Here is a 19,128-nt window from a genome sequence, read left to right as displayed (position 1 = left end):
CGTGCATGAATGGCTCACCTCTTGATGGAGAACGGGCTGAAGCTCTGCTGGTTGGCCATGGCCTGGATGCGCAGCACCACCACGTGGCGCGGCAGAGTGGCGGCGAAGTAGACCTGCTCGGCGATGTCCTCGCCGGTCATGGGGGCGGTGCCCTCATAGACCTTGCCGGCCTTGGCGTCGTCGCCGCGGAAGCGGACCACGGAGAATTCGGTCTCGGTGAGGCCGGGCTCGATATTGGTGACGCGCACGCCGGTGCCCGCCACATCGGCCCAGACATTGAGGGCGAACTGCTTCACGAACGCCTTGGTGGCGCCGTAGACGTTGCCGCCCGGATAGGGATAGTCGCCGGCCACCGAGCCGGTGAAGACGATATGGCCTTCCTTGCGCGCCACCATGCCCGGCAGCGCGGCGCGCACCGTATAGGCGAGGCCCGACACATTGGTGTCGATCATGGTCTGCCAGTCCTCGATCTTCGCGTCCTGCGCAGGCTCCAGCCCGAGGGCGAGACCGGCATTGGCGCACACCACATTATAGCTATTAAAGCCCTCGGGAAGAGCAGCGAAGGCGGCTTCCGTGGCGGCGAAATCGCGCACGTCCAGCACCAAAGGATGGATGAGGCCGGGGAATTCGGCGGCGAGCGCGGCGAGGCGGTCCTCACGGCGGCCGACGGCCACCACCTTCGAACCCTCGGAGGCGAAGCGCCGCACGGTGGCCGCCCCGATGCCCGAGGTGGCGCCGGTGACGAGCACGGTAAGCGTCTTCGGATCGAGCGCGGACATGAGATTCTCCTGAGGGGAAAAAGAAGGGCGGGTGCCAGCAAAGGACAAGACCCAAAGGGCAGGCTTCGGACATAGCGTGCCGGCGCCGCCCCTGTCCATGGCGCCGCCCCCGCTGCGCGCCCTCCGGCCAAGCCTGCGCTTGATCCGAACCGCTCCGCTGGCCGGCATACGGGATTTCCCGTAGCTTGATCCCCTGCCGTGATGCGGCAAAAATGGCTGGGGTCATCCTATCGCCATGTTCTCGTAAAACCTTGGTTGCGGTTCCCGGATGGTGGTTTTGGGTCCGAACGTTGAAAACTGGCTGGTAACGCTTGGGGCGTAATCTTGCCGTTCGGGCAGGGTTATGAGGCGGTATCGGCCGAGAGGCGGCAACGCGCGGAGTGTAGTGAATGAAGGTGTTACCCGTTGGGGCCGTGCTGTTGTGCGCCGTCACTCTGGCTGCCTGCAGCACCGAGCTCAGCGGCATGGGGAAGTCCAGCGTGGCCGAAGCGCCCCGCGTCCTGTCCGCGCCCACAGCTTCGGTCGAAAGCGCGCCCGTGCCGCCTCCGACGTCCATGTCCTCCGTAGCGCCCGTGACCGGTGCCGGGGCGGCCAGCGCCAGTGCGGCCGTGACCCCAAGCACCGTTGCCTCCAACGTGCCGCTGACCCCGCCCGCCATCGCGCCCACCGGCTCGGCTTATGCCGCCACGGGTGAGAAGGAGCAGCTTTCGGGTGCCTGGACGCTGGCCTGGGATGCCGGCCAGCACACCTGCCCGGTGATGCTGACCACCGATCGCGGCATGAACGGCCTCTCCGCCCGCGCCGACGTCTCCTGCCCGAGCGAAATCTTCATGACCAAGGGCTGGGACATGCTCGGCCCCGACATCGTGCTGCAGGATCACCTCGGCAAGGTGACGGCCCGCCTCCAGCCCGCCGGCCCCAACCGCTATACGGGCCTGCTGGTGGAAAACAGCCAGGCCATCGCGCTCAACCGCTGAGGCGCGCGCCCCTGCCCTCATCCGCCGCTTGATCGCACGACCTTGCGGCGGCTGGAGCATGTCCGGTTTTGATTGCTCCGCAATCCAAACCGAAAGACGTTCTCTATCAATTAGTTGGAGTATTTCCTTGTTTCCATGAAACAAGAAAATGCTCTAGGCTTCTCCCATCGACCGAGTGGCAACTAGGGTTCCGGGCGGAAGAACCGTCGCTGGACCGAGCGTTGCAGAAACCGTGGGGCTTCCACGGCTGCACCCGAGGGACAAAATCCCAGAGGCGGAGACGTCGAGATCAACCAGCGCCATGTGGCGCCAGAGGAGGTCTCGATGGCATTTGCCTCGCTGCTGCTCGTTGTTCTTGCGTCCTTCGTCCATGCCGGCTGGAACCTGCTGGCCAAGCGCGCCGCGCCGGTCGGCCCCGTCTTCGTCTTCGCCTACAATCTCATCGCCTGCATCGCCTACGCCCCGTGGGTGCTGACCCAGCTGCTGCGCGGCGAGGGCATCGCATGGACCGGCACGGGCGTCGGCTTCGTGCTGCTCAGCGGGCTGATCCATCTGGCCTACAGCCTCTGCCTGCAACGCGGCTATCAGGTCGCCGATCTCTCCGTGGTCTATCCGGTGGCGCGCGGCACGGGACCCATGCTCTCCACGCTGGGCGCCTTCCTCATCCTGCATGAAATGCCGTCGGGACAGGGCCTCGTCGGCCTGCTGCTCGTGATCGCGGGGATCGGCCTCATCGCCACGCAGGGCGACCTGTCCGCTTTCCGGCGGCCGGGCGGACAGGCGGGCGTGCGCTGGGGCACGGCCACCGGCGGGCTCATCGCCGCCTATACGGTGGTGGATGCCATCGCGGTGAAGACCCTCGGCATCGCGCCCGTGGTGCTGGACTGGTTCTCGAACCTGCTGCGGTTCTTTCTTCTGGCGCCGCTGGTGATCGCCAACCCGCGCCGCGCTCTGGCCGCCATGCGCGGCTACTGGTGGATTGCGCTCGGCGTGGGGCTGTTGTCCCCGCTGTCCTACATCCTCGTACTGGCGGCGCTGACCTCGGGCGCACCGCTCAGCCTCGTGGCCCCCATGCGGGAGATGTCCATGATGGTGGGCGCGCTGATGGGGATGCTGATCCTGCGCGAACAGGTGGGGCCATGGCGGCTGGTGGGCTGCGGCGTCCTGATCGCGGGCGTTCTGCTGCTGTCGTCGGCCTGAGGCCGCCTCAGCGCACGGACGTGCTGGTGCTGACGGAAGCTTCGTGGCGGGGCGCGGACGCCGGGGGATAGGCGAACAGGATCGCCCCCATGATCACCGCATAGGCGGCTCCGAACAGAACCCAGTCCCCCCATTTGCCCCGGCGCGACGCGGCGCGCACGCCAGACGCCGAACGGCCCTGAACCGGGAACGGGAGAGACTTGCCACCGGGCGCGACCATTTCACAGACTCCGAAACCAAGTCCGTTCACTCTATGGTTTTAGTGGATTATGTCAACCGTGTTTGTGGATTGTGAAATATATAACGCAAATTAATGTGGAATATGGACATAAACACACCCCCGATGACACCGAAAGAGATCGAAGCCGGGAAGCGCACATGGCTGCGGAAGGCCTGGCAGGAGGGCATAAACAGCGGCGAGAGCGCGCCCCTCGATATGGCTGCCCTCATTGCCGAAGCCCGTGCCCGCAGGGTTTCGCCGAAGACCTGAACACTTGGGGCGCGCATGGCTCGCACGCCCCTCGTGTCAGCAGCCCCTCACTTCGGCGCCATGCGCAGCGCCCCGTCGAGGCGGATCACCTCGCCGTTCAGCATCACGTTGCCGATGATCTCCAGCACCATGCGGGCATAATCCTGCGGATCGCCCAGCCCCGGCGGAAACGGCACCGTGGCGCCGATGCTGTCCTGCACCTCCTGCGGCATGTTCAGCATCATGGGGGTGGCGAAGATGCCCGGCGCGATGGACACCACCCGGATCCCCACGCTGGCGAACTCCCGTGCCGCCGGCAGCGTCAGTCCCGCCACGCCGGCCTTGGAGGCGGCATAGGCGGGCTGGCCCAGTTGCCCGTCATAGGCGGCAATCGAGGCGGTGTTGATGATGACCCCGCGCTCGCCCCGCGCCAGCGGCGGCAGGTCCACCGCCCTCGCCGCCACAAGGCGCAGCAGGTTGAAGGTGCCGATCAGATTGATCTCCACCACCCGCCGGAAATCCTCCAGCGGCAGCGGCCCCTTGCGGCCGACGATGCGGCCGGCCGGCGCCACGCCCGCGCAATTGACCAGAATGCGCGCCGGGCCGAAGGCCTCGGCCGCCGCTTCCACCGCATCCTCGGCGCTGGCGGCATCCACCACGTCACACAGGAAGGCCTTGCCGCCGATCTCCTGTGCGATGCGGCCCGCGCCCTCCACATCCCGGTCCAGCAGTGCCACCTGCGCGCCCGCTGCCGCCAGCGCGCGGGCCGTGACCGCGCCCAGCCCCGAGGCCGCCCCCGTCACCACGGCGGCATGTCCCTTCACATCCATGGCTGCCTCCGCCTGTTGTCCTGACTGCGCGCAATTCCGGACGCGCAAGCACGATGCGCCTGCGCTGGAACGGCTCGGCTCAATGGCCTTCGAAGCGCGGCGCGCGCTTGCCCACGAAGGCGGCCGCGCCTTCCGCGAAATCGCGGGTGCCGGCGCTGGCGACGAAGGACTCCTTCTCCGCCTGCAACTGCTCCGCGAGGCTGTTGGTGGAGGAGGCCCGCAACAGCGCCTTGATGCGCCCGTAGGCGGCAGTGGGGCCGGCGGCGAGAGCGCCGGCAATCTTGTCGGTGACATCAGCCAGTTGATCGAGCGGCACCACCTTGTTGGCGATGCCCAGCCGCAGCGCTTCCTGCGCGTCGATATTCTCGGACAGCAGGGCCAGTTCCATGGCCTTGCGCAGCCCCACGATGCGCGGCAGATGCCACGTCCCCCCGCCATCCGGGCTGGTGGCGATGCGGCTGTAGGCCATGGAGAATTTCGCGTCGTCCGCCGCGATCAGCAGGTCCGCCGCCAGTGCCACGGAGAGGCCGCCGCCCGCCACCGCGCCCTGCACGCTGGCGATCACCGGCGCCTTCAGCTTGGACAGGGTGAGGATGGCCTCGTGGAAGGGGCCGATCAGGCTCGCCACCACATTGGGCGCGTCCTCGCCCGCCGCATGGAAGCGGGCGACGTCGCCGCCGGCGAGGAAGGCCCGCCCCGCGCCCGAGAGCACCACGACGCGCACGCCCGGCTGCCCGGCCACCGTATCGGCCGCGCGCTTGAAGGCGAGGATGGCATGCTCATCCAGCGCATTGAGCACATGCGGACGATTGAAGCGGATGCGGGCGATGCCGCCCGTGACATCGAGCAGCACCGGATCGGCGTCGGACATGAAATCCCTCCCCAGAAGACGGCTTTGCCGCCTGTTCTCTCAACTGCGGCTTCGCGCCGCTTAGGTGGAACGCTGCACCAAAGCGGGCCTGTGCCGCAAGCCCGGCGTTGGGCGCAGGCGCCACCCCTTGCCGCCCGCCCCGCCCGGCCCCACAGTCACGCCCGAGCAACGGGCGGCACAGCCCGGCCGATCATCACCCGCCGCCAAGGCGGGCCGCTGGAGGAAACCATGCCACTGCCCGCCGCCCTCGCCGGCCGCCTGAAGGCGCCCATCATCGCCGCCCCCATGTTCCTCGTCTCCAACACCGACCTCGTGGTGGAGACCTGCCGCGCCGGCCTGCTGGGCACCTTCCCCGCGCTCAACGCCCGCACCACCGAGACCTATGCGCAGTGGGTGGAGGAGATCGAGAGCCGGCTCGACGGCGTGGAGGACGCCGCGCCCTTCGGCGTGAACCTCGTGGTCCACCGGAGTAACACGCGGCTGGAAGCGGACCTCAGGGTGACGGTGGAGAAGCGCGTTCCCCTCATCATCACCTCGCTGGGTGCCGCGCGCGAGGTGGTGGATGCGGTGCATTCCTACGGCGGGCTCGTCTTCCATGACGTGATCAGCCGCCGCCATGCGGAGAAGGCGGCGGAAGCGGGCGTGGACGGCATCATCGCGGTGGCGGCGGGCGCGGGCGGGCATGCGGGCGCCGTCAGCCCCTTCGCGTTGATCCCGGAGATCCGCGCGGTGTTCGATGGCACCATCATCCTGTCGGGCGCCATGTCCACGGGCGCGCAGGCGGCGGCGGCACGGCTGATGGGGGCGGACATGGCCTATCTCGGCACCCGCTTCATCGCCACGCGGGAGAGCGCGGCACCGGACGGCTACAAGGAGATGCTGCTCGGCGCGGGCGCGGCTGATGTGGTGTACACGCCGGCCATTTCCGGCGTGAACGCCAATTTCCTGCGCCCGAGCATCAAGGCGGCGGGGCTCGACCCGGACAATCTGACGGCGCATGCCAAGCTGGACCTCGCGGAGGAGGCCAAGGCGTGGAAGACGGTGTGGTCGGCCGGCCAGGGCGTCGGCTCGGTGCTGGACAGCCCGCCCACCGCCGACCTCTGCGCGCGGCTGATCACCGAGTATCGCAACGCGCTGGAGAGCGCACCGCGGCTGCTGTGAGGGGGCGCGCCATCCTGCATAGTCGGGCTTACCGGGTGCGGCAACGGCGCTCCACGCCTTGTCGTGCAACGCTTTTCCAACAATAGACCGTCATGCCCGGACTTGATCCGGGCATCCACGTGGCTCCGCTGGGATGATGGCGGCGTACCCCACGAGCGGCGAGAGTTCGCCTTCGTGCAAACCATCCACCGTCGGCCCGACGTGGATGCCCGGGTCAAGCCCGGGCATGACGAACTGTAAGGGGTGATGGCAGCCGAGCAGCGCAAAAGGGTGCAGCCCCTCCCGTGCTATCAATCACGGGATCAGCAGGATACTCCCCGCCGTGGTGCGCGCCTCGGCCGTGCGGTGCGCCTCCACGGCCTCGGCGAGCGGAAAGCGGGCGGCGATGGCGGGCTTCACGATTCCCGCGGAAATGGCCGCGAACAGCTCCGCCGCATTCGCCTTCAGCACCGCCGGATCGGCATTGTGCGGGAAGATGGAGGGGCGGGTGAGGAACAGGCAGCCCTTCTTGTTGAGCAGCTCCGGACCGATGGCCGGCGCAGGTCCGGACGCCGCGCCGAAACTCACCATCAGGCCGAAGGGCGCGATCAAGTCCAGCGTCTTCAGGAAGGTGGCCTCGCCCACGCTGTCATAGGCGACCCGCACCTTCTTGCCCGAGGTGGCGGCAAGCACCTGCTCGGGCCAGTCTTCCTGCCGGTAGTCGATGGCCACATCGCAGCCGGCGGCCTTCGCGATGGCCACTTTCTCAGGCCCGCCGGCCGTGCCGATGACGGTGGCGCCCAGCGCCTTCGCCCAGGCGCTCAGGATCTGCCCCACGCCGCCCGCCGCCGCATGCACGAGAATGGTGTCGCCGGGGCCGACATTGTGGGTCTTGCGGATGAGATATTGCGCCGTTAGCCCCTTGAAGATGAGGGCGGCGGCGGCCTCGTCGGACACGCCGTCCGGCACCGGCACCAGCTTGTCGGCCGGGACGATGCGGCGGTCCGCATAGGCGCCGATGCCGGCATTGATATAGGCCACCCGATCGCCCGGCTTGAGGCCGGTGACGCCCGCGCCCACCGCCTCCACCACGCCCGCCGCCTCATGGCCGAGGCCGGTGGGGGTGGGCAAGGGATAGATGCCGGAGCGCTGGTAGACGTCGATATAATTGAAGCCGACGGCGGTCTGGCGCACCTGCGCCTCACCGGCGGCAGGAGCCGGCAGATCCACCTGCTCCAGCGTCATCACCTCCGGTCCGCCGAAGCTGTCGAGGCGGATGCGTGTGGCAGCGGTCATGGCTCACTCCCTAAGGTACGAAATTTATCGTACCTTGCGCCCGATCCTCCGCACGCGCAAGAGTGACCGGACGATATTTGCTTGATGATCGGGAAGAGGAGACGAGGTGCCGGAGACCACGCCGCTATGGCATCCGGAGGTGAGCGAGATCAGCCTCGACAAGGTGCTGGCTGCGCTTTCAGACCCCTACCGCCGCCGCGTGGTTCTGGACCTTGCGGCGAGCGAGGGCACGCCACTGCGCTGCGCGGGCTTTCCCATTCCGCTGGCCAAGGCCACCCGCACCCATCATTTCCGCGTGCTGCGCGAGGCCGGCCTGATCCATCAGGTGGATCATGGCAACGGCCGCACCAACACCCTACGCCGCGACGACATGGACCGCCGCTTCCCCGGCCTGCTCGCCGCCATCGTGGCCGCCGGACCGGAGTAAGAAACGTCACCCGTAAGATCGAGAGCGACCTTTATTGAGCAGCAGGTCGTCATGCCTGCTTGCGGGGCATGTGCACGGCTGGACTGTGGGCAGTTCTCGAAGTTCCGCACGATCGGCAAAGCGTGGACGGATTGCGTGGAAGCGAACCCTCACCATTCCCTCCCCTCGCAAAACGCCTTCCCGGCGGAAGGACGTGGATGGCCGGATCAAGTCCGGCCATGACGAAGGGATAGGGATGATCAGGCGATCAACGCCCCGCGCTTGCCCCCTCCCCAACCCTCCCCCGCAAGCGGGAGAGGGAGCCTGTTGCGCTGGCCGCAATGCCGCCCCCCCGAAAGCTTAGCGGGCAAAGCCCTCTCCCGCTTGCGGGGGAGGGCTGGGGAGGGGGCAGAGGCGCGCCCTTCCCCATCGAGCACCCGCTCAGATGCCGGCGTCGTCGTCCGCAGGCGAGAGCACGCCGGCGCCCGACAGATAGGTCTCCAGCACGCTCACGCACAGCGTCAGATCGGACGTGGTGTCGAGCACCACTTCCGGCTGCTCGGGCTCCTCATAGGGGGCGCTGATGCCGGTGAAGTTGGCCATCTCGCCCTTGCGGGCACGGGCATAATGGCCCTTGGGATCGCGCGCCTCGCACACCTCCAGCGGGGCGCGGATGTGCACCTCGTGGAAATAGGCCCCGGCGATCTGCCGCGCCCGCTCCCGATCCGCCCGCGCCGGTGACACCAGCGCCACGATGGCGATATGCCCGTTCTTGGCAAGGAAGGTCGCCATCTCGGCCACCCGGCGGATGTTCTCGGAACGCTCCTCGGGCGAGAAGCCGAGATCGCCGTTCAGCCCCGTGCGCAGCGTGTCCCCGTCGAGGAACAGCGGCGCGCCGCCGAGATCGAACAGGCGCTTCTCGGTAGCGCGGGCCACCGTGGACTTGCCCGCCGCCGGCAGGCCGGTGAGCCACAGCACAGCACCGCCATGGCGATAGCGCGCCACCCGGTCGGCGGGGCGCACGGCGCTGTCCACCGCCACCACCTCGCCCCGGGGCGCGGGCGACTTGTCCTCACTGGCCGCGGACAGCACGATGCCGCCACCGGCGATCTTGCGGTCCACCTCGATGACGATGCGGCCGAGAATGGGATTGATGCTGTAGGCATCCGCCGCCAGCGGGCGATGGAGCGCGATGTCCACCTCGCCCACATGGTTGCGGCCCAGCGCGGCGATGCCCTCGGTGGTGAGGTTCGCCGGGTCCACCGCGCTTGCCACGCTGCGCACCACGCCGGTGGCGCTGTTGGTGGCGAGGCGCACGGTGACGGGCGTGCCGATCTTCAGCTCCGCATCCGCCAGCCAGAACACGCGGGCGGTGAGGCGCCGCGCGGCGCGCGGGCGCAGCTTGCCGTGGGCGGCCACATCGCCACGGGCGACGAAGATGTCCTTGTCCAGCGTCAGGCCGATGGACTGCCCTGCCCCGGCCGAGAGCGGAGCCGGGCCGGGCCAGGCTTCCAGGCTGCGGATGCGGGCAGTGGCGCCGGAGGGTTCGAAGGTGAGTTCGTCGCCGACGCTGAGACGGCCACTCTCGATGCGGCCGGCGATGATCCGGCGCTCATCGAATTTGTAGACTGCCTGCACCGGAAAGCGCAGCGGCAGGTCGCCGAGGCCGGGGGGTGCGGTGAGCTTGTCGAGGGCGCCGAGGATGGTCGGCCCGCTGTACCAGTCCGCGCCCTCGGCGCGCTCCTTCACGAAGCCGCCATCGCGGGCGGACAGGGGAACGACGAAGGTGGGATGGAGACCGAAGCCGTCCAGATAAGAGGCGACATCCGCCTCGATCTTGGCGAACACCGCCCGGTCATAGTCCACGCGGTCCATCTTGTTGACGGCGACGATCACCTGCCGAAGCCCCAGCAGGTGCAGCAGGAAGGCGTGGCGGCGGGTCTGCTCGCGCACGCCCTCGGCGGCGTCGATCAGGAGGACGGCGGCGTCGGCCTGCGCCGCGCCGGTGATCATGTTGCGCAGGAACTCAACATGTCCGGGGGCGTCGATCAGCAGATAATCGCGCTGATCGGTCTTGAAGCGGATCTGGGTGGTGTCCACCGTGATGCCCTGATCGCGCTCGGTCTGGAGCGCGTCGAGCAGGAACGACCACTCGAACGGCATGCCGCGCCGGGCGGACACCGCCTTGATCATCTCCAGCTTGCCGTCCGGCAGGGCGCCGGTCTCATGCAGGATGCGGCCCACCAGCGTGGACTTGCCATGGTCCACATGGCCGACGATCACGATGCGCAGCAGCTCACGCTCGGCAGGCGAGGCCTCAGGCGAAAGCGGAGAAGCGGGGGAAACGGAGAGCGGCAGAGCGGTCATTGAGCAAACTCACAGATAGCCGGCGGTGCGCAGGCGCTCAAAAGCGTCTTCGCTCTCATGGTCCATGGCGCGGCCGGACCGCTCCGAGGTCTTGGTGACGGCGAGCTCCGCCAGGATCTCGTCCAGCGTGGAGGCGGGTGAGTCCACGGGGAAGGTGATGTCCTTGTCCCCCAGCGAGCGGTAGCGCTTGCCGTTGTTGGAGAAATAGAGCGGGATCACCGGGATGTTCTCGCGCTGAGTGTAGGCCCAGATGTCCATCTCCGTCCAATGCAGGATGGGGTGGATGCGCAGATGCGCGCCGGGGGTCAGCGCGGTGTTGTACTGGTCCCAGAATTCCGGCGGCTGCTCGCGCACGTTCCAGGCGCCATCGGTGCCGCGCGGCGAGAAGAAGCGCTCCTTGGCGCGGGTCGGCTCCTCGTCGCGGCGGATGCCGGCGATCACGCCGTCGAAGCCGTGCTTGGCCAGCGCAAGGCGCAGGCCCTCGGTCTTGCGGGCGGCGGAACGGGCGGCGGGCGGCAGGGTCGGGTCCGTGCTCTCGATGGGCGGGCAGTCCTCCAGCAGCAGGTCGAGGCCCCATTCCTTCGCATACTGCTCGCGGAAGGCGTACATTTCCGGGAACTTGCGGCCGGTGTCCACGTGCATGCAGGGGAAGGGCACGCGGCCGAAGAAGGCCTTGCGCGCCAGCCAGATCATGACGTTGGAATCCTTGCCCAGCGACCACAGCAGGGCGACCTTGCGCAGCTGGGCGAAGGCTTCGCGCATGATGAAGATGCTCTGCGCCTCCAGCGCATCGAGACGGTTCATCTGCGTCCTCTCCCTCTCCGAAATCACTGACATCGTATGTGATTCCTCACACTAGCTGCATCGTGGGGCATCCGGCCATGCGCCGGAAGTTATTTGTATGCCCGGCTTACAGCCTGGAATGGCCATTTGGCATTTGCATTTTGGGGATCGCTATTTTAACTTTAGAACGTCGTCAACCTGATTAATAAACATAAAAATGACGGGAAATAGGGAGATCCAGTGTGGAATTCCCGTTCCCTCGGACCACCCTCTCGTAGCTGGACCCCGGACCCCAAGGCCATGCGGACCCCATGACTTCACCGTTGCAGCAGAAGCTGAAGATCACCGGCCCGACAGTGATCACCGCCAACCGCCTCACCGATGGCGTGGTGGTCTGGCTCACCGCCGAGAGCGGGTGGAGCGACACCCTGTCCCGCGCGGCTGTGGTTTCCACGCCGGATGACGCCCTGCGGCTGCTCGGCATCGCCAATGCGGACGAGAACCATGCGGTGGGCGCCTATCCGGCCCGCGTGACGGTGGCGGACGACGGGTCGCTTGCCCCCGTGAACCTGCGCGAGCGCATCCGTGTCGGCGGCCCCACCGTTGCCCTGCCCGGCGCCGCCGCCTGAAGTCCCGGACGAAAGCCTGAACCATGTACATTTACGACGAGTTCGACCGGACCTTCCTTCAGGAACGCGTTGACGAGTTCCGCGACCAGGTGAAGCGCCGTCTCGATGGCGAGCTGAACGAGGAAGAGTTCAAGCCGCTCCGGCTGATGAACGGCGTGTATCTCCAGCTGCACGCCTACATGCTGCGCATCGCCATCCCCTACGGCACCCTGTCGTCCGATCAGATGCGCGCGCTGGCCCATGTGGCCCGGCGCTATGACCGGGGCTATGGCCATTTCACCACCCGCCAGAACATCCAGTTCAACTGGATCAAGCTGGAAGAGCTGCCCGACGCCATGGCGGATCTCGCCCGCGCCGGCATGCATGGCCTCCAGACCTCCGGCAACTGCATCCGCAACACCACCACCGACCAGTGGGCGAATGCCACGCCGGAGGAGATCGAGGATCCGCGCCTCTATGCGGAGATCATCCGCCAGTGGTCCACGCTGCACCCGGAATTCACCTACCTGCCGCGCAAGTTCAAGATCGCCATCACGGCGGCCAAGCATGACCGCGCCGCCATCCGCGTGCACGACATCGGCCTGCGCCTGCATCGCAAGGACGGCGTGACCGGCTTCGAGGTGATCGTGGGCGGCGGCCTCGGGCGCACGCCCTTCGTGGGCAAGACCATCCGCGAATTCCTGCCCCGTCACGACTTGCTGTCGTACCTTGAGGCCATCCTGCGCACCTACAATGCGGGCGGCCGGCGCGACAATATCTACAAGGCACGCATCAAGATTCAGGTGCACGAGATCGGCACCGAGGAATTCACCCGCCGGGTGGAAGCCGAATGGGCGCAGATCAAGGACGGCGCGCTGGCGCTGGACGATGCCGCCATCGACGCCATCCGCGCCCATTTCAAGGAGCCGGACTTCGAAGCGCTGACCGACGGCCCGGCCGAGCTTGAGGCTGCCAAGACCAATCCGGACTTCGCCCGCTGGTACGCCAATTCGGTCGCCCCGCACCGGAAGGGCGGCCACGCCATCGTCACCATCTCGCTCAAACCCGTGGGCGCGCCTCCCGGCGATGCCACGGCCGACCAGATGGATGCGGTGGCGGACCTCGCGGATCAGTATGCCTATGGCGAGATCCGCGTGGCGCACGAGCAGAACCTCACCCTGCCCCACGTGCGGCAGAAGGACCTGTTCACGCTCTGGCAGGCGCTGGATGCGCAGGGTCTGGCGACCCCGAACATCGGCCTGATCTCGGACATCATCGCCTGCCCCGGCCTTGATTATTGCGCGCTGGCCAATGCCCGCTCCATCCCGCTGGCGCAGGACCTGACCAAGCGCTTCGCCGATCTCGACCGGATCGCCGACATCGGCCGGGTGCATCTGAACATCTCGGGCTGCATCAATGCCTGCGGCCACCACCATGTAGGGCATATCGGCATTCTCGGCGTCGAGAAGCAGGATCAGGAATTCTACCAGATCACGCTCGGCGGCAAGGCCAACCACAAGGCCAAGCTGGGCGAGCTGCTCGGCCCCGCCGTGCCGGAAAATGAAGTGGTGAACGTGGTGGAACGCATCCTCGACACCTATGTGGAGCTGCGCACCAGCAAGCAGGAAACCTTCATCGCCGCCGTGCAGCGGCTCGGCATCGAACCTTTCAAGGAGCGCGCCTATGCCGCTCGTTAAGAACGGAAAGCCCGTCGCCGACGCCTTCGTGGCCGTGGCGGACGAGGACACCCTGCCCGACGCGCCCGTGCTCGTCTCCGCCACCCGCCTGCTGGCGGAAGGCGAGGCCCTGTTCGCGCGCAATCACCCCGTGGGCGTGATCTGGCCGAATGACAAGGACGTGCTGCTGCTGGAGCCCTTCGTGGACCGGCTGGCGGTGGTCGCCCTCATCTTCCCGAAGTTCCGCGACGGGCGCGCCTACTCGCAGGCGCGTCTGCTGCGCGAGCGGCTCGGCTTCAAGGGTGAGCTGCGTGCCACCGGCAACGTGCTGCGCGACCAGTTCCTGCTCATGGTCCGCTGTGGCTTCGATGCGCTGGAGATCGTCAAGGAAGGCGACGTGGCGGCGGTGGAGAAGGAGATCCACTCCTATTCCGTCTTCTACCAGCCCACCGGCGACGGCCGGCCGGTGCCCCTGCGGGCGCGCCTTGCCGCCGCGCGGGGCGCGTGAGGGATCGCGCCATGGACTGCACCTCTCCTTCCTTCGATCCGACCGCCGGCGATCTGCCGGCGGAAGCGGACGCGCGGGTCGAGACGGTGCGCAACGACCTGCGACGGGAGCCGGCGGGCGATGACATCGCCGCCCTCGCCCGTCGCCTTGAAGGTGCAGGCCCGCTGGAGGTGATGGCGCAGGCGGTGGCGGCCCATCGCGGCCGCATCGCGGCGGTGTCCTCTTTCGGCACGGAATCCGTGGTGCTGCTGCACATGCTGGCGCAGGTGGACCCGTCCGTGCCGGTGCTCTTCCTCGACACCGGCCATCTGTTCACCGAAACGCTGGACTATCGCGACGCGCTCATCGCCCGCCTCGGTCTCACCGATGTCCGCACCTTCCGGCCGGACGAAGCCCTGCGCGCCGCGCGCGATCCGGACAACGACCTCTGGGCCAGCGATACGGACGCCTGCTGCGACCTGCGCAAGGTGGAGCCGCTCGGCCGGGCCCTGGCGCCCTTCGACGCCTGGATCAATGGCCGCAAGCGCTATCAGGCGGCGACACGGGCGGCCATTCCGTTCGTCGAACAGGACGATGGCCGCGTGAAATACAATCCACTGGCCGCCCTGGGGCCGGAGGAGATCGCCGCCTGGATGACGGCGCACGACCTGCCGCAGCACCCCCTTCAGCACTTCGGCTTCAGCTCCATCGGCTGCATGCCCTGCACCTCCCGAGCCAAGCCGGGTGAGGACGCGCGGGCCGGACGCTGGCGCGGGCAGGCCAAGACGGAATGCGGGATTCACGTCCGAAAAGACAGCCCGACTATGTAGTCTACATTTTTTATCAGATTTATTCAGTTAATCGGTTGACCCGTACCAAGCGCGATGTATCGTTCGATCAGACGAACGCAACATCGCGCCACGCCATCCCGCCCGGATTGTCCCGGGGGCCCTTTTCCGGGGCCGTGTTTCGGGGGCGTCGCCAAGGGAGGTCTGCCATGCTCCGACGCCTTGCCTCAGCGGTTCTCGCCGCGCCCATCGCTCTCAGCCTGTCCGGCGCGCTCTGGGCCGCGCCCGCCCATGCGGCGGACATCACGCTGCTCAACGTCTCCTACGACCCGACGCGCGAGCTTTACAGCGACTTCAACAAGGCCTTCCAGGCGTCCTGGAAAAAGGACCATCCCGATGACACGGTGACGCTGCGCCAGTCGCACGGCGGCTCCGGCGCGCAGGCCCGCACCGTCATCGACGGCAGCCCGGCGGACGTGGTGACGCTCGCTCTGGCCTATGACATCGACGCCATCGCCCAGCGCGGCCTGATCAATGCCGACTGGCAGAAGCGCCTGCCGAACAATTCCGCCCCCTACACCTCGACCATCGTGTTCCTGGTGCGCAAGGGCAACCCGAAGAACATCAAGGACTGGGACGATCTGGCCAAGCCCGGCATCAAGGTCATCACCCCCAATCCGAAGACCTCCGGCGGCGCCCGCTGGAACTTCCTCGCCGCCTGGGGCTATGCCCTGAAGACGCAGGGCAATGACGAGAAGAAGGCGCAGGACTTCGTGCAGGCCATCTTCAAGAACGTGCCGGTGCTCGATACCGGCGCGCGCGGCTCCACCATCACCTTCACCGAGCGCGGCCTCGGCGACGTGCTGATCGCCTGGGAGAACGAGGCCTATCTCTCGGTGAACGAGCTTGGCCCGGACAAGTTCGACATCGTCACCCCGCCCTACACCATCCTCGCGGAGCCGCCGGTGGCCGTGGTGGACAAGAATGTCGACAAGAAGGGCACCCGCGCCATCGCCGAAGCTTACCTGAAGTATCTCTATACCCCGGAGGGTCAGGAGATCGCGGCCAAGAACTATTACCGCCCGCGTGATCCGGCGGTGGCCGCGAAGTACAAGGACAAGTTCGCCAAGACCGAGACCTTCACCATCGACGACGTGTTCGGCGGCTGGGCCAAGGCGCAGAAGACCTTCTTCGCGGACGGCGGCATTTTCGATAAGATCTACAGCAACTGAGCGAAGGCTTGGGAGGGCGCGCCAGCGCCCCCTCCCCACCCCTCCCCCGCAAGCGGGAGAGGGAGCCCCAGCTCACCGGGCGGGCGTGAAGGAGGCCCCGAGCACCCTCTCCACTCGTCATGGCCGGGCTTGACCCGGCCATCCACGTCCATCCGCCTGGCGGGCGGTGGACTGAAAGGCGGAGTGGCAAGGACACGCCATAGCGTCGAGCCGCCCACGGTCGGCCCGACGTGGATGCCCGGGTCAAGCCCGGGCATGACGAACTGGATAGGATGCGACAGATGCCCTCCCGCTTGCGGGGGAGGGTTGGGGGGCAAGGTCCGGGCGCAAGTGCCGGAACACCGCCTGATACTTTGAGACAACAGGACAGCAGGACGTGAGCGCAGGCCGACAGTCTCTTTCCTTCCGACAGCGCAGCGTCATCCCCGGCTTCGGGCTGACCTTCGGCCTCACCGTCACGTGGCTGAGCCTGATCGTGCTCATCCCGCTTGCCGCGCTGGTGCTGAAGACCACCGAACTCTCGTTCGACCGCTTCATCGCTATCGTCACCGCGCCCCGCACCCTGCACGCGCTCGGCATCTCCTTCGGCATCTCGTTCGCCGCCGCGCTGGTGAATGCCGTGTTCGGCACCATCGTGATGTGGGCGCTGGTGCGCTACGACTTTCCCGGCCGACGCATCGTGGATGCCATCGTGGACGTGCCCTTCGCGCTCCCCACGGCAGTCGCCGGCATCTCGCTCACCGCGCTCTATGCGCCGAATGGCTGGGTCGGCAGCCTTCTGGAGCCGCTCGGCATCAAGGTGGCCTATACGCCGCTCGGCATCCTCATCGCCCTCGTCTTCGTCGGCCTGCCCTTCGTGGTGCGCACGGTGCAGCCGGTGCTGGCGGATCTCGACAAACAGTATGAGGAAGCCGCCGCCAGCCTCGGCGCCAGCCGGGGCCAGACCGTGTGGCGGGTGGTGCTGCCCACCATCTGGCCGGCGCTGCTCACCGGCTTCGCTTTGGCCTTCGCACGCGGCGTCGGCGAATACGGCTCGGTCATCTTCATCGCCGGCAACATGCCCAACGTGTCGGAAATTGCGCCGCTGCTCATCGTGGTGCGGCTGGAGGAGTTCCGCTATGCGGACGCCACCGCCATCGCGGTGGTGATGCTGCTCACCTCCTTCATCCTGCTCTTCATCATCAACCGGCTCCAGCAATGGACCGAACGGCGGACCACCGAGTCATGAGCGTGGCCGAGATCGCCCCTCCCGCGGCGACGCCCGCCCGCGTCGTCCGCCGCGCCCCGCCGGTGCACACGGAACCTGCCGGCGTGCGCATCGCCATCATCGCGGTGGCGCTGACCTTTCTGGCGCTGGTCATCGGCCTGCCGCTGGTGCTGGTGTTCGTGCAGGCCTTCGCCAAGGGCTGGCAGGCTTATGTGGCCGCCCTCGTGGACCCGGATGCGCTGGCCGCCATCGAGCTCACGCTCATCGTCGCCGCCATCTCGGTGGCGCTGAACCTCGTGTTCGGGCTGGTGGCCTCCTGGTGCATCGCCAAGTTCGAGTTTCCGGGCAAGAGCTTCCTCATCACGCTCATCGATCTGCCCTTCTCGGTGTCCCCGGTAGTGGCCGGTCTGGTGTTCATCCTGCTGTTCGGCTCGCAGGGCCTGCTCGGCCCGTTCCTGCAGGACAACGACATCAAGATCGTGTTCGCGCTGCCCGGCATCGTTCTGGCAACGGTGTTCGTCACCTTCCCCTTCGTGGCGCGCGAGCTGATCCCGCTCATGCAGGAGCAGGGCACGGCGGAGGAGGAAGCGGCCATTTCGCTCGGCGCCTCCGGCCTCTCCACCTTCTTCCGGGTGACGCTGCCCAATGTGAAATGGGCGCTGCTCTACGGCGTCCTGCTCTGCAACGCCCGCGCCATGGGCGAGTTCGGCGCGGTGTCGGTGGTCTCCGGCCATATCCGCGGCCTCACCAACACCATGCCGCTGCAGATCGAGATCCTGTACAATGAGTACCAGTTCGCGGCCTCCTTCGCGGTGGCCTCGCTGCTGGCTTTGCTGGCGCTGGTGACGCTCTGCGCCAAGACCCTGCTCGAAAAGCGCATCGCAAAGGACCACTGAGATGACCATCGACGTCGTGGGCGTCTCCAAGCGCTTCAAGTCCTTCACCGCGCTCGACAATGTGTCCCTGCACGTGCGCTCGGGCGAGCTGGTCGCGCTGCTCGGCCCCTCCGGCTCGGGCAAGACCACGCTGCTGCGCATCATCGCCGGGCTCGACTGGCCGGACGCGGGCGAAGTGCGCTTCGATGGCGAGGATGCGCTGGAGCGCACGGTGCGCGACCGCAACGTGGGCTTCGTGTTCCAACATTATGCGCTGTTCCGGCACCTCAACGTGTTCGAGAACGTGGCCTTCGGCCTGCGCGTGCGCACCGGCAAGGACAAGGTGCCGGACGCCACCATCCGCGCCAAGGTGGAGGAACTGCTCCATCTGGTGCAGATCGACTGGCTGGCGGACCGCTATCCCGGCCAGCTCTCCGGCGGCCAGCGCCAGCGCGTGGCGCTCGCCCGCGCGCTCGCCATCTCGCCGCGCGTGCTGCTGCTGGACGAACCCTTCGGCGCGCTCGACGCCAAAGTGCGCAAGGAGCTGCGTCGCTGGCTGCGCCAGTTGCACGAGGAACTGCCCGTCACCTCCCTGCTCGTCACCCATGATCAGGAAGAGGCGCTGGAACTGGCCGACCGGGTGGTGGTGATGGGCCACGGCCGGATCGAGCAGGTGGGCACGCCGTCCGAGGTCTATGACAATCCCGCCACCGCCTTCGTGCACGACTTCATCGGCGAGACGCTGGCCCTGCCCACCGACGTGCGCGACGGCCGCCTCTATGCCGGCGACAAGCCGCTGGCGCTCGACAGCCAGGGCGTCGCGGACGGCCCCGCCCGCCTGCTCGCCCGCCCGCATGACGTGGACCTCGCCGATCCGGATGCCGCCCCCTTCGCGGGCCGCGTGCTAGCGGTGCGCACCTTCGGCCCCACCCGGCGCGCCGACATCGAGATCCCCGGCCGCAACGGTCCGGTGGTGGTGGAGGCCGCCGTGCCCCACCAGCAGGATCTGCCCACCGGCGGCCTCATCGGCCTCGTGCCGCGCAGGTACCGGGTGTTCAACGCCAACGCCTGATCTTCATTGCTGAGCACTGAAACAGGAACGGCCCGCCCCTCACCGGGGCGGGCCGCTTGCCTTTA

19 protein-coding genes are annotated in these 19,128 nt (G+C 67.5%); 12 read left to right on the top strand and 7 right to left on the bottom strand.

Annotation, left to right across the window (positions count from 1 at the left end):
* Positions 1-14: 14 nt before the first annotated feature.
* Positions 15-779, bottom strand: a complete 765-nt coding sequence (locus IEW24_RS00785; protein ID WP_188574490.1) for an SDR family NAD(P)-dependent oxidoreductase — start codon at positions 777-779, stop codon at positions 15-17.
* Positions 780-1,168: 389 nt separating this feature from the next.
* Here IEW24_RS00785 and IEW24_RS00780 point away from each other — a divergent pair, with 389 nt between their 5' ends.
* Together IEW24_RS00780 and IEW24_RS00775 are read left to right on the top strand one after the other, a co-directional pair.
* Entirely contained in the window at positions 1,169-1,756 is a 588-nt protein-coding gene (locus IEW24_RS00780) for a protease inhibitor Inh/omp19 family protein (RefSeq protein WP_188574488.1), read from the top strand.
* Between the two features lie 324 nt (positions 1,757-2,080).
* The gene (locus IEW24_RS00775; protein WP_188574486.1) at positions 2,081-2,956 is read left to right on the top strand and encodes an EamA family transporter; all 876 of its coding nucleotides are present in this window, start codon (positions 2,081-2,083) and stop codon (positions 2,954-2,956) included.
* A gap of 7 nt (positions 2,957-2,963) precedes the next feature.
* Here IEW24_RS00775 and IEW24_RS00770 read toward each other — a convergent pair whose 3' ends face one another.
* The 3 genes from IEW24_RS00770 to IEW24_RS00760 all read right to left on the bottom strand — a co-directional run bounded on the left by IEW24_RS00770 (position 2,964) and on the right by IEW24_RS00760 (position 5,126).
* Entirely contained in the window at positions 2,964-3,176 is a 213-nt protein-coding gene (locus IEW24_RS00770) for a hypothetical protein (protein WP_188574484.1), read from the bottom strand.
* A gap of 317 nt (positions 3,177-3,493) precedes the next feature.
* The gene (locus IEW24_RS00765; protein ID WP_188574482.1) at positions 3,494-4,255 is read right to left on the bottom strand and encodes an SDR family NAD(P)-dependent oxidoreductase; all 762 of its coding nucleotides are present in this window, start codon (positions 4,253-4,255) and stop codon (positions 3,494-3,496) included.
* A 79-nt stretch (positions 4,256-4,334) separates the two neighbouring features.
* Complete coding sequence (locus tag IEW24_RS00760; protein WP_188574480.1) at positions 4,335-5,126, bottom strand: enoyl-CoA hydratase/isomerase family protein; 792 nt, start codon at positions 5,124-5,126, stop codon at positions 4,335-4,337.
* A gap of 228 nt (positions 5,127-5,354) precedes the next feature.
* On the opposite strand from IEW24_RS00760, the gene IEW24_RS00755 reads away from it, so the two are divergent.
* The gene (locus IEW24_RS00755) at positions 5,355-6,287 is read left to right on the top strand and encodes an NAD(P)H-dependent flavin oxidoreductase (RefSeq protein WP_188574478.1); all 933 of its coding nucleotides are present in this window, start codon (positions 5,355-5,357) and stop codon (positions 6,285-6,287) included.
* Positions 6,288-6,581: 294 nt separating this feature from the next.
* On the opposite strand, the gene IEW24_RS00750 is transcribed toward IEW24_RS00755, so the two are convergent.
* Positions 6,582-7,562: a quinone oxidoreductase family protein gene (locus tag IEW24_RS00750; protein ID WP_188574476.1), complete on the bottom strand. Its 981-nt coding sequence runs from the start codon at positions 7,560-7,562 to the stop codon at positions 6,582-6,584.
* Between the two features lie 106 nt (positions 7,563-7,668).
* Here IEW24_RS00750 and IEW24_RS00745 point away from each other — a divergent pair, with 106 nt between their 5' ends.
* A complete protein-coding gene (locus tag IEW24_RS00745) occupies positions 7,669-7,989 on the top strand; it encodes an ArsR/SmtB family transcription factor (protein ID WP_188574475.1) in 321 nt (106 codons plus the stop codon).
* A 420-nt stretch (positions 7,990-8,409) separates the two neighbouring features.
* On the opposite strand, the gene cysC is transcribed toward IEW24_RS00745, so the two are convergent.
* Together cysC and cysD are read right to left on the bottom strand one after the other, a co-directional pair.
* A complete protein-coding gene (gene cysC / locus IEW24_RS00740; RefSeq protein WP_188574473.1) occupies positions 8,410-10,335 on the bottom strand; it encodes an adenylyl-sulfate kinase in 1,926 nt (641 codons plus the stop codon).
* A 9-nt stretch (positions 10,336-10,344) separates the two neighbouring features.
* Complete coding sequence (gene cysD / locus IEW24_RS00735) at positions 10,345-11,139, bottom strand: sulfate adenylyltransferase subunit CysD (protein WP_244644068.1); 795 nt, start codon at positions 11,137-11,139, stop codon at positions 10,345-10,347.
* Between the two features lie 290 nt (positions 11,140-11,429).
* On the opposite strand from cysD, the gene IEW24_RS00730 reads away from it, so the two are divergent.
* From IEW24_RS00730 to IEW24_RS00695, 8 genes are all read left to right on the top strand, one after another.
* Positions 11,430-11,747 carry a DUF2849 domain-containing protein gene (locus IEW24_RS00730; RefSeq protein WP_188574469.1) on the top strand — a complete coding sequence of 106 codons (318 nt, stop codon included), beginning with the start codon at positions 11,430-11,432 and terminating at the stop codon, positions 11,745-11,747.
* Positions 11,748-11,770: 23 nt separating this feature from the next.
* Positions 11,771-13,423, top strand: a complete 1,653-nt coding sequence (locus IEW24_RS00725; protein ID WP_188574467.1) for a nitrite/sulfite reductase — start codon at positions 11,771-11,773, stop codon at positions 13,421-13,423.
* Positions 13,410-13,910 (top strand): DUF934 domain-containing protein, encoded by a 501-nt coding sequence (locus tag IEW24_RS00720; RefSeq protein ID WP_188574465.1) that lies wholly within the window; start codon positions 13,410-13,412, stop codon positions 13,908-13,910. Before IEW24_RS00725 ends, IEW24_RS00720 begins: the two co-directional genes overlap by 14 nt.
* Before the next feature lie 11 nt (positions 13,911-13,921).
* On the top strand, positions 13,922-14,719 hold the full coding sequence (locus tag IEW24_RS00715; RefSeq protein ID WP_188574463.1) for a phosphoadenylyl-sulfate reductase: 798 nt from the start codon (positions 13,922-13,924) through the stop codon (positions 14,717-14,719).
* Between the two features lie 167 nt (positions 14,720-14,886).
* Positions 14,887-15,909 carry a sulfate ABC transporter substrate-binding protein gene (locus IEW24_RS00710; protein ID WP_188574461.1) on the top strand — a complete coding sequence of 341 codons (1,023 nt, stop codon included), beginning with the start codon at positions 14,887-14,889 and terminating at the stop codon, positions 15,907-15,909.
* Between the two features lie 376 nt (positions 15,910-16,285).
* Positions 16,286-17,137 (top strand): sulfate ABC transporter permease subunit CysT, encoded by an 852-nt coding sequence (gene cysT / locus IEW24_RS00705; RefSeq protein WP_188574459.1) that lies wholly within the window; start codon positions 16,286-16,288, stop codon positions 17,135-17,137.
* A complete protein-coding gene (cysW, locus tag IEW24_RS00700; protein WP_188574457.1) occupies positions 17,134-18,012 on the top strand; it encodes a sulfate ABC transporter permease subunit CysW in 879 nt (292 codons plus the stop codon). Before cysT ends, cysW begins: the two co-directional genes overlap by 4 nt.
* 1 nt (position 18,013) lies before the next feature.
* The gene (locus tag IEW24_RS00695) at positions 18,014-19,063 is read left to right on the top strand and encodes a sulfate/molybdate ABC transporter ATP-binding protein (protein ID WP_188574455.1); all 1,050 of its coding nucleotides are present in this window, start codon (positions 18,014-18,016) and stop codon (positions 19,061-19,063) included.
* The last annotated feature ends 65 nt before the right edge of the window (positions 19,064-19,128 follow it).

This window comes from Azorhizobium oxalatiphilum, assembly GCF_014635325.1.
GTDB classification, from domain to species: Bacteria; Pseudomonadota; Alphaproteobacteria; order Rhizobiales; family Xanthobacteraceae; genus Azorhizobium; species Azorhizobium oxalatiphilum.
Note: the sequence above shows the minus strand (reverse complement) of the source record. Positions and strands in the feature narration are given on the sequence as shown.

Bases quoted from the DNA above. Each gene is read 5' to 3' on its own strand.
- IEW24_RS00785 (WP_188574490.1), bottom strand. From the start codon at position 779: ATGTCCGCGCTCGATCCGAAGACGCTTACCGTGCTCGTCACCGGCGCC.
- IEW24_RS00780 (WP_188574488.1), top strand. From the start codon at position 1,169: ATGAAGGTGTTACCCGTTGGGGCCGTGCTGTTGTGCGCCGTCACTCTG.
- IEW24_RS00775 (WP_188574486.1), top strand. From the start codon at position 2,081: ATGGCATTTGCCTCGCTGCTGCTCGTTGTTCTTGCGTCCTTCGTCCAT.
- IEW24_RS00770 (WP_188574484.1), bottom strand. From the start codon at position 3,176: ATGGTCGCGCCCGGTGGCAAGTCTCTCCCGTTCCCGGTTCAGGGCCGT.
- IEW24_RS00765 (WP_188574482.1), bottom strand. From the start codon at position 4,255: ATGGATGTGAAGGGACATGCCGCCGTGGTGACGGGGGCGGCCTCGGGG.
- IEW24_RS00760 (WP_188574480.1), bottom strand. From the start codon at position 5,126: ATGTCCGACGCCGATCCGGTGCTGCTCGATGTCACGGGCGGCATCGCC.
- IEW24_RS00755 (WP_188574478.1), top strand. From the start codon at position 5,355: ATGCCACTGCCCGCCGCCCTCGCCGGCCGCCTGAAGGCGCCCATCATC.
- IEW24_RS00750 (WP_188574476.1), bottom strand. From the start codon at position 7,562: ATGACCGCTGCCACACGCATCCGCCTCGACAGCTTCGGCGGACCGGAG.
- cysC (WP_188574473.1), bottom strand. From the start codon at position 10,335: ATGACCGCTCTGCCGCTCTCCGTTTCCCCCGCTTCTCCGCTTTCGCCT.
- cysD (WP_244644068.1), bottom strand. From the start codon at position 11,139: ATGAACCGTCTCGATGCGCTGGAGGCGCAGAGCATCTTCATCATGCGC.
- IEW24_RS00730 (WP_188574469.1), top strand. From the start codon at position 11,430: ATGACTTCACCGTTGCAGCAGAAGCTGAAGATCACCGGCCCGACAGTG.
- IEW24_RS00725 (WP_188574467.1), top strand. From the start codon at position 11,771: ATGTACATTTACGACGAGTTCGACCGGACCTTCCTTCAGGAACGCGTT.
- IEW24_RS00720 (WP_188574465.1), top strand. From the start codon at position 13,410: ATGCCGCTCGTTAAGAACGGAAAGCCCGTCGCCGACGCCTTCGTGGCC.
- IEW24_RS00715 (WP_188574463.1), top strand. From the start codon at position 13,922: ATGGACTGCACCTCTCCTTCCTTCGATCCGACCGCCGGCGATCTGCCG.
- IEW24_RS00710 (WP_188574461.1), top strand. From the start codon at position 14,887: ATGCTCCGACGCCTTGCCTCAGCGGTTCTCGCCGCGCCCATCGCTCTC.
- cysW (WP_188574457.1), top strand. From the start codon at position 17,134: ATGAGCGTGGCCGAGATCGCCCCTCCCGCGGCGACGCCCGCCCGCGTC.
- IEW24_RS00695 (WP_188574455.1), top strand. From the start codon at position 18,014: ATGACCATCGACGTCGTGGGCGTCTCCAAGCGCTTCAAGTCCTTCACC.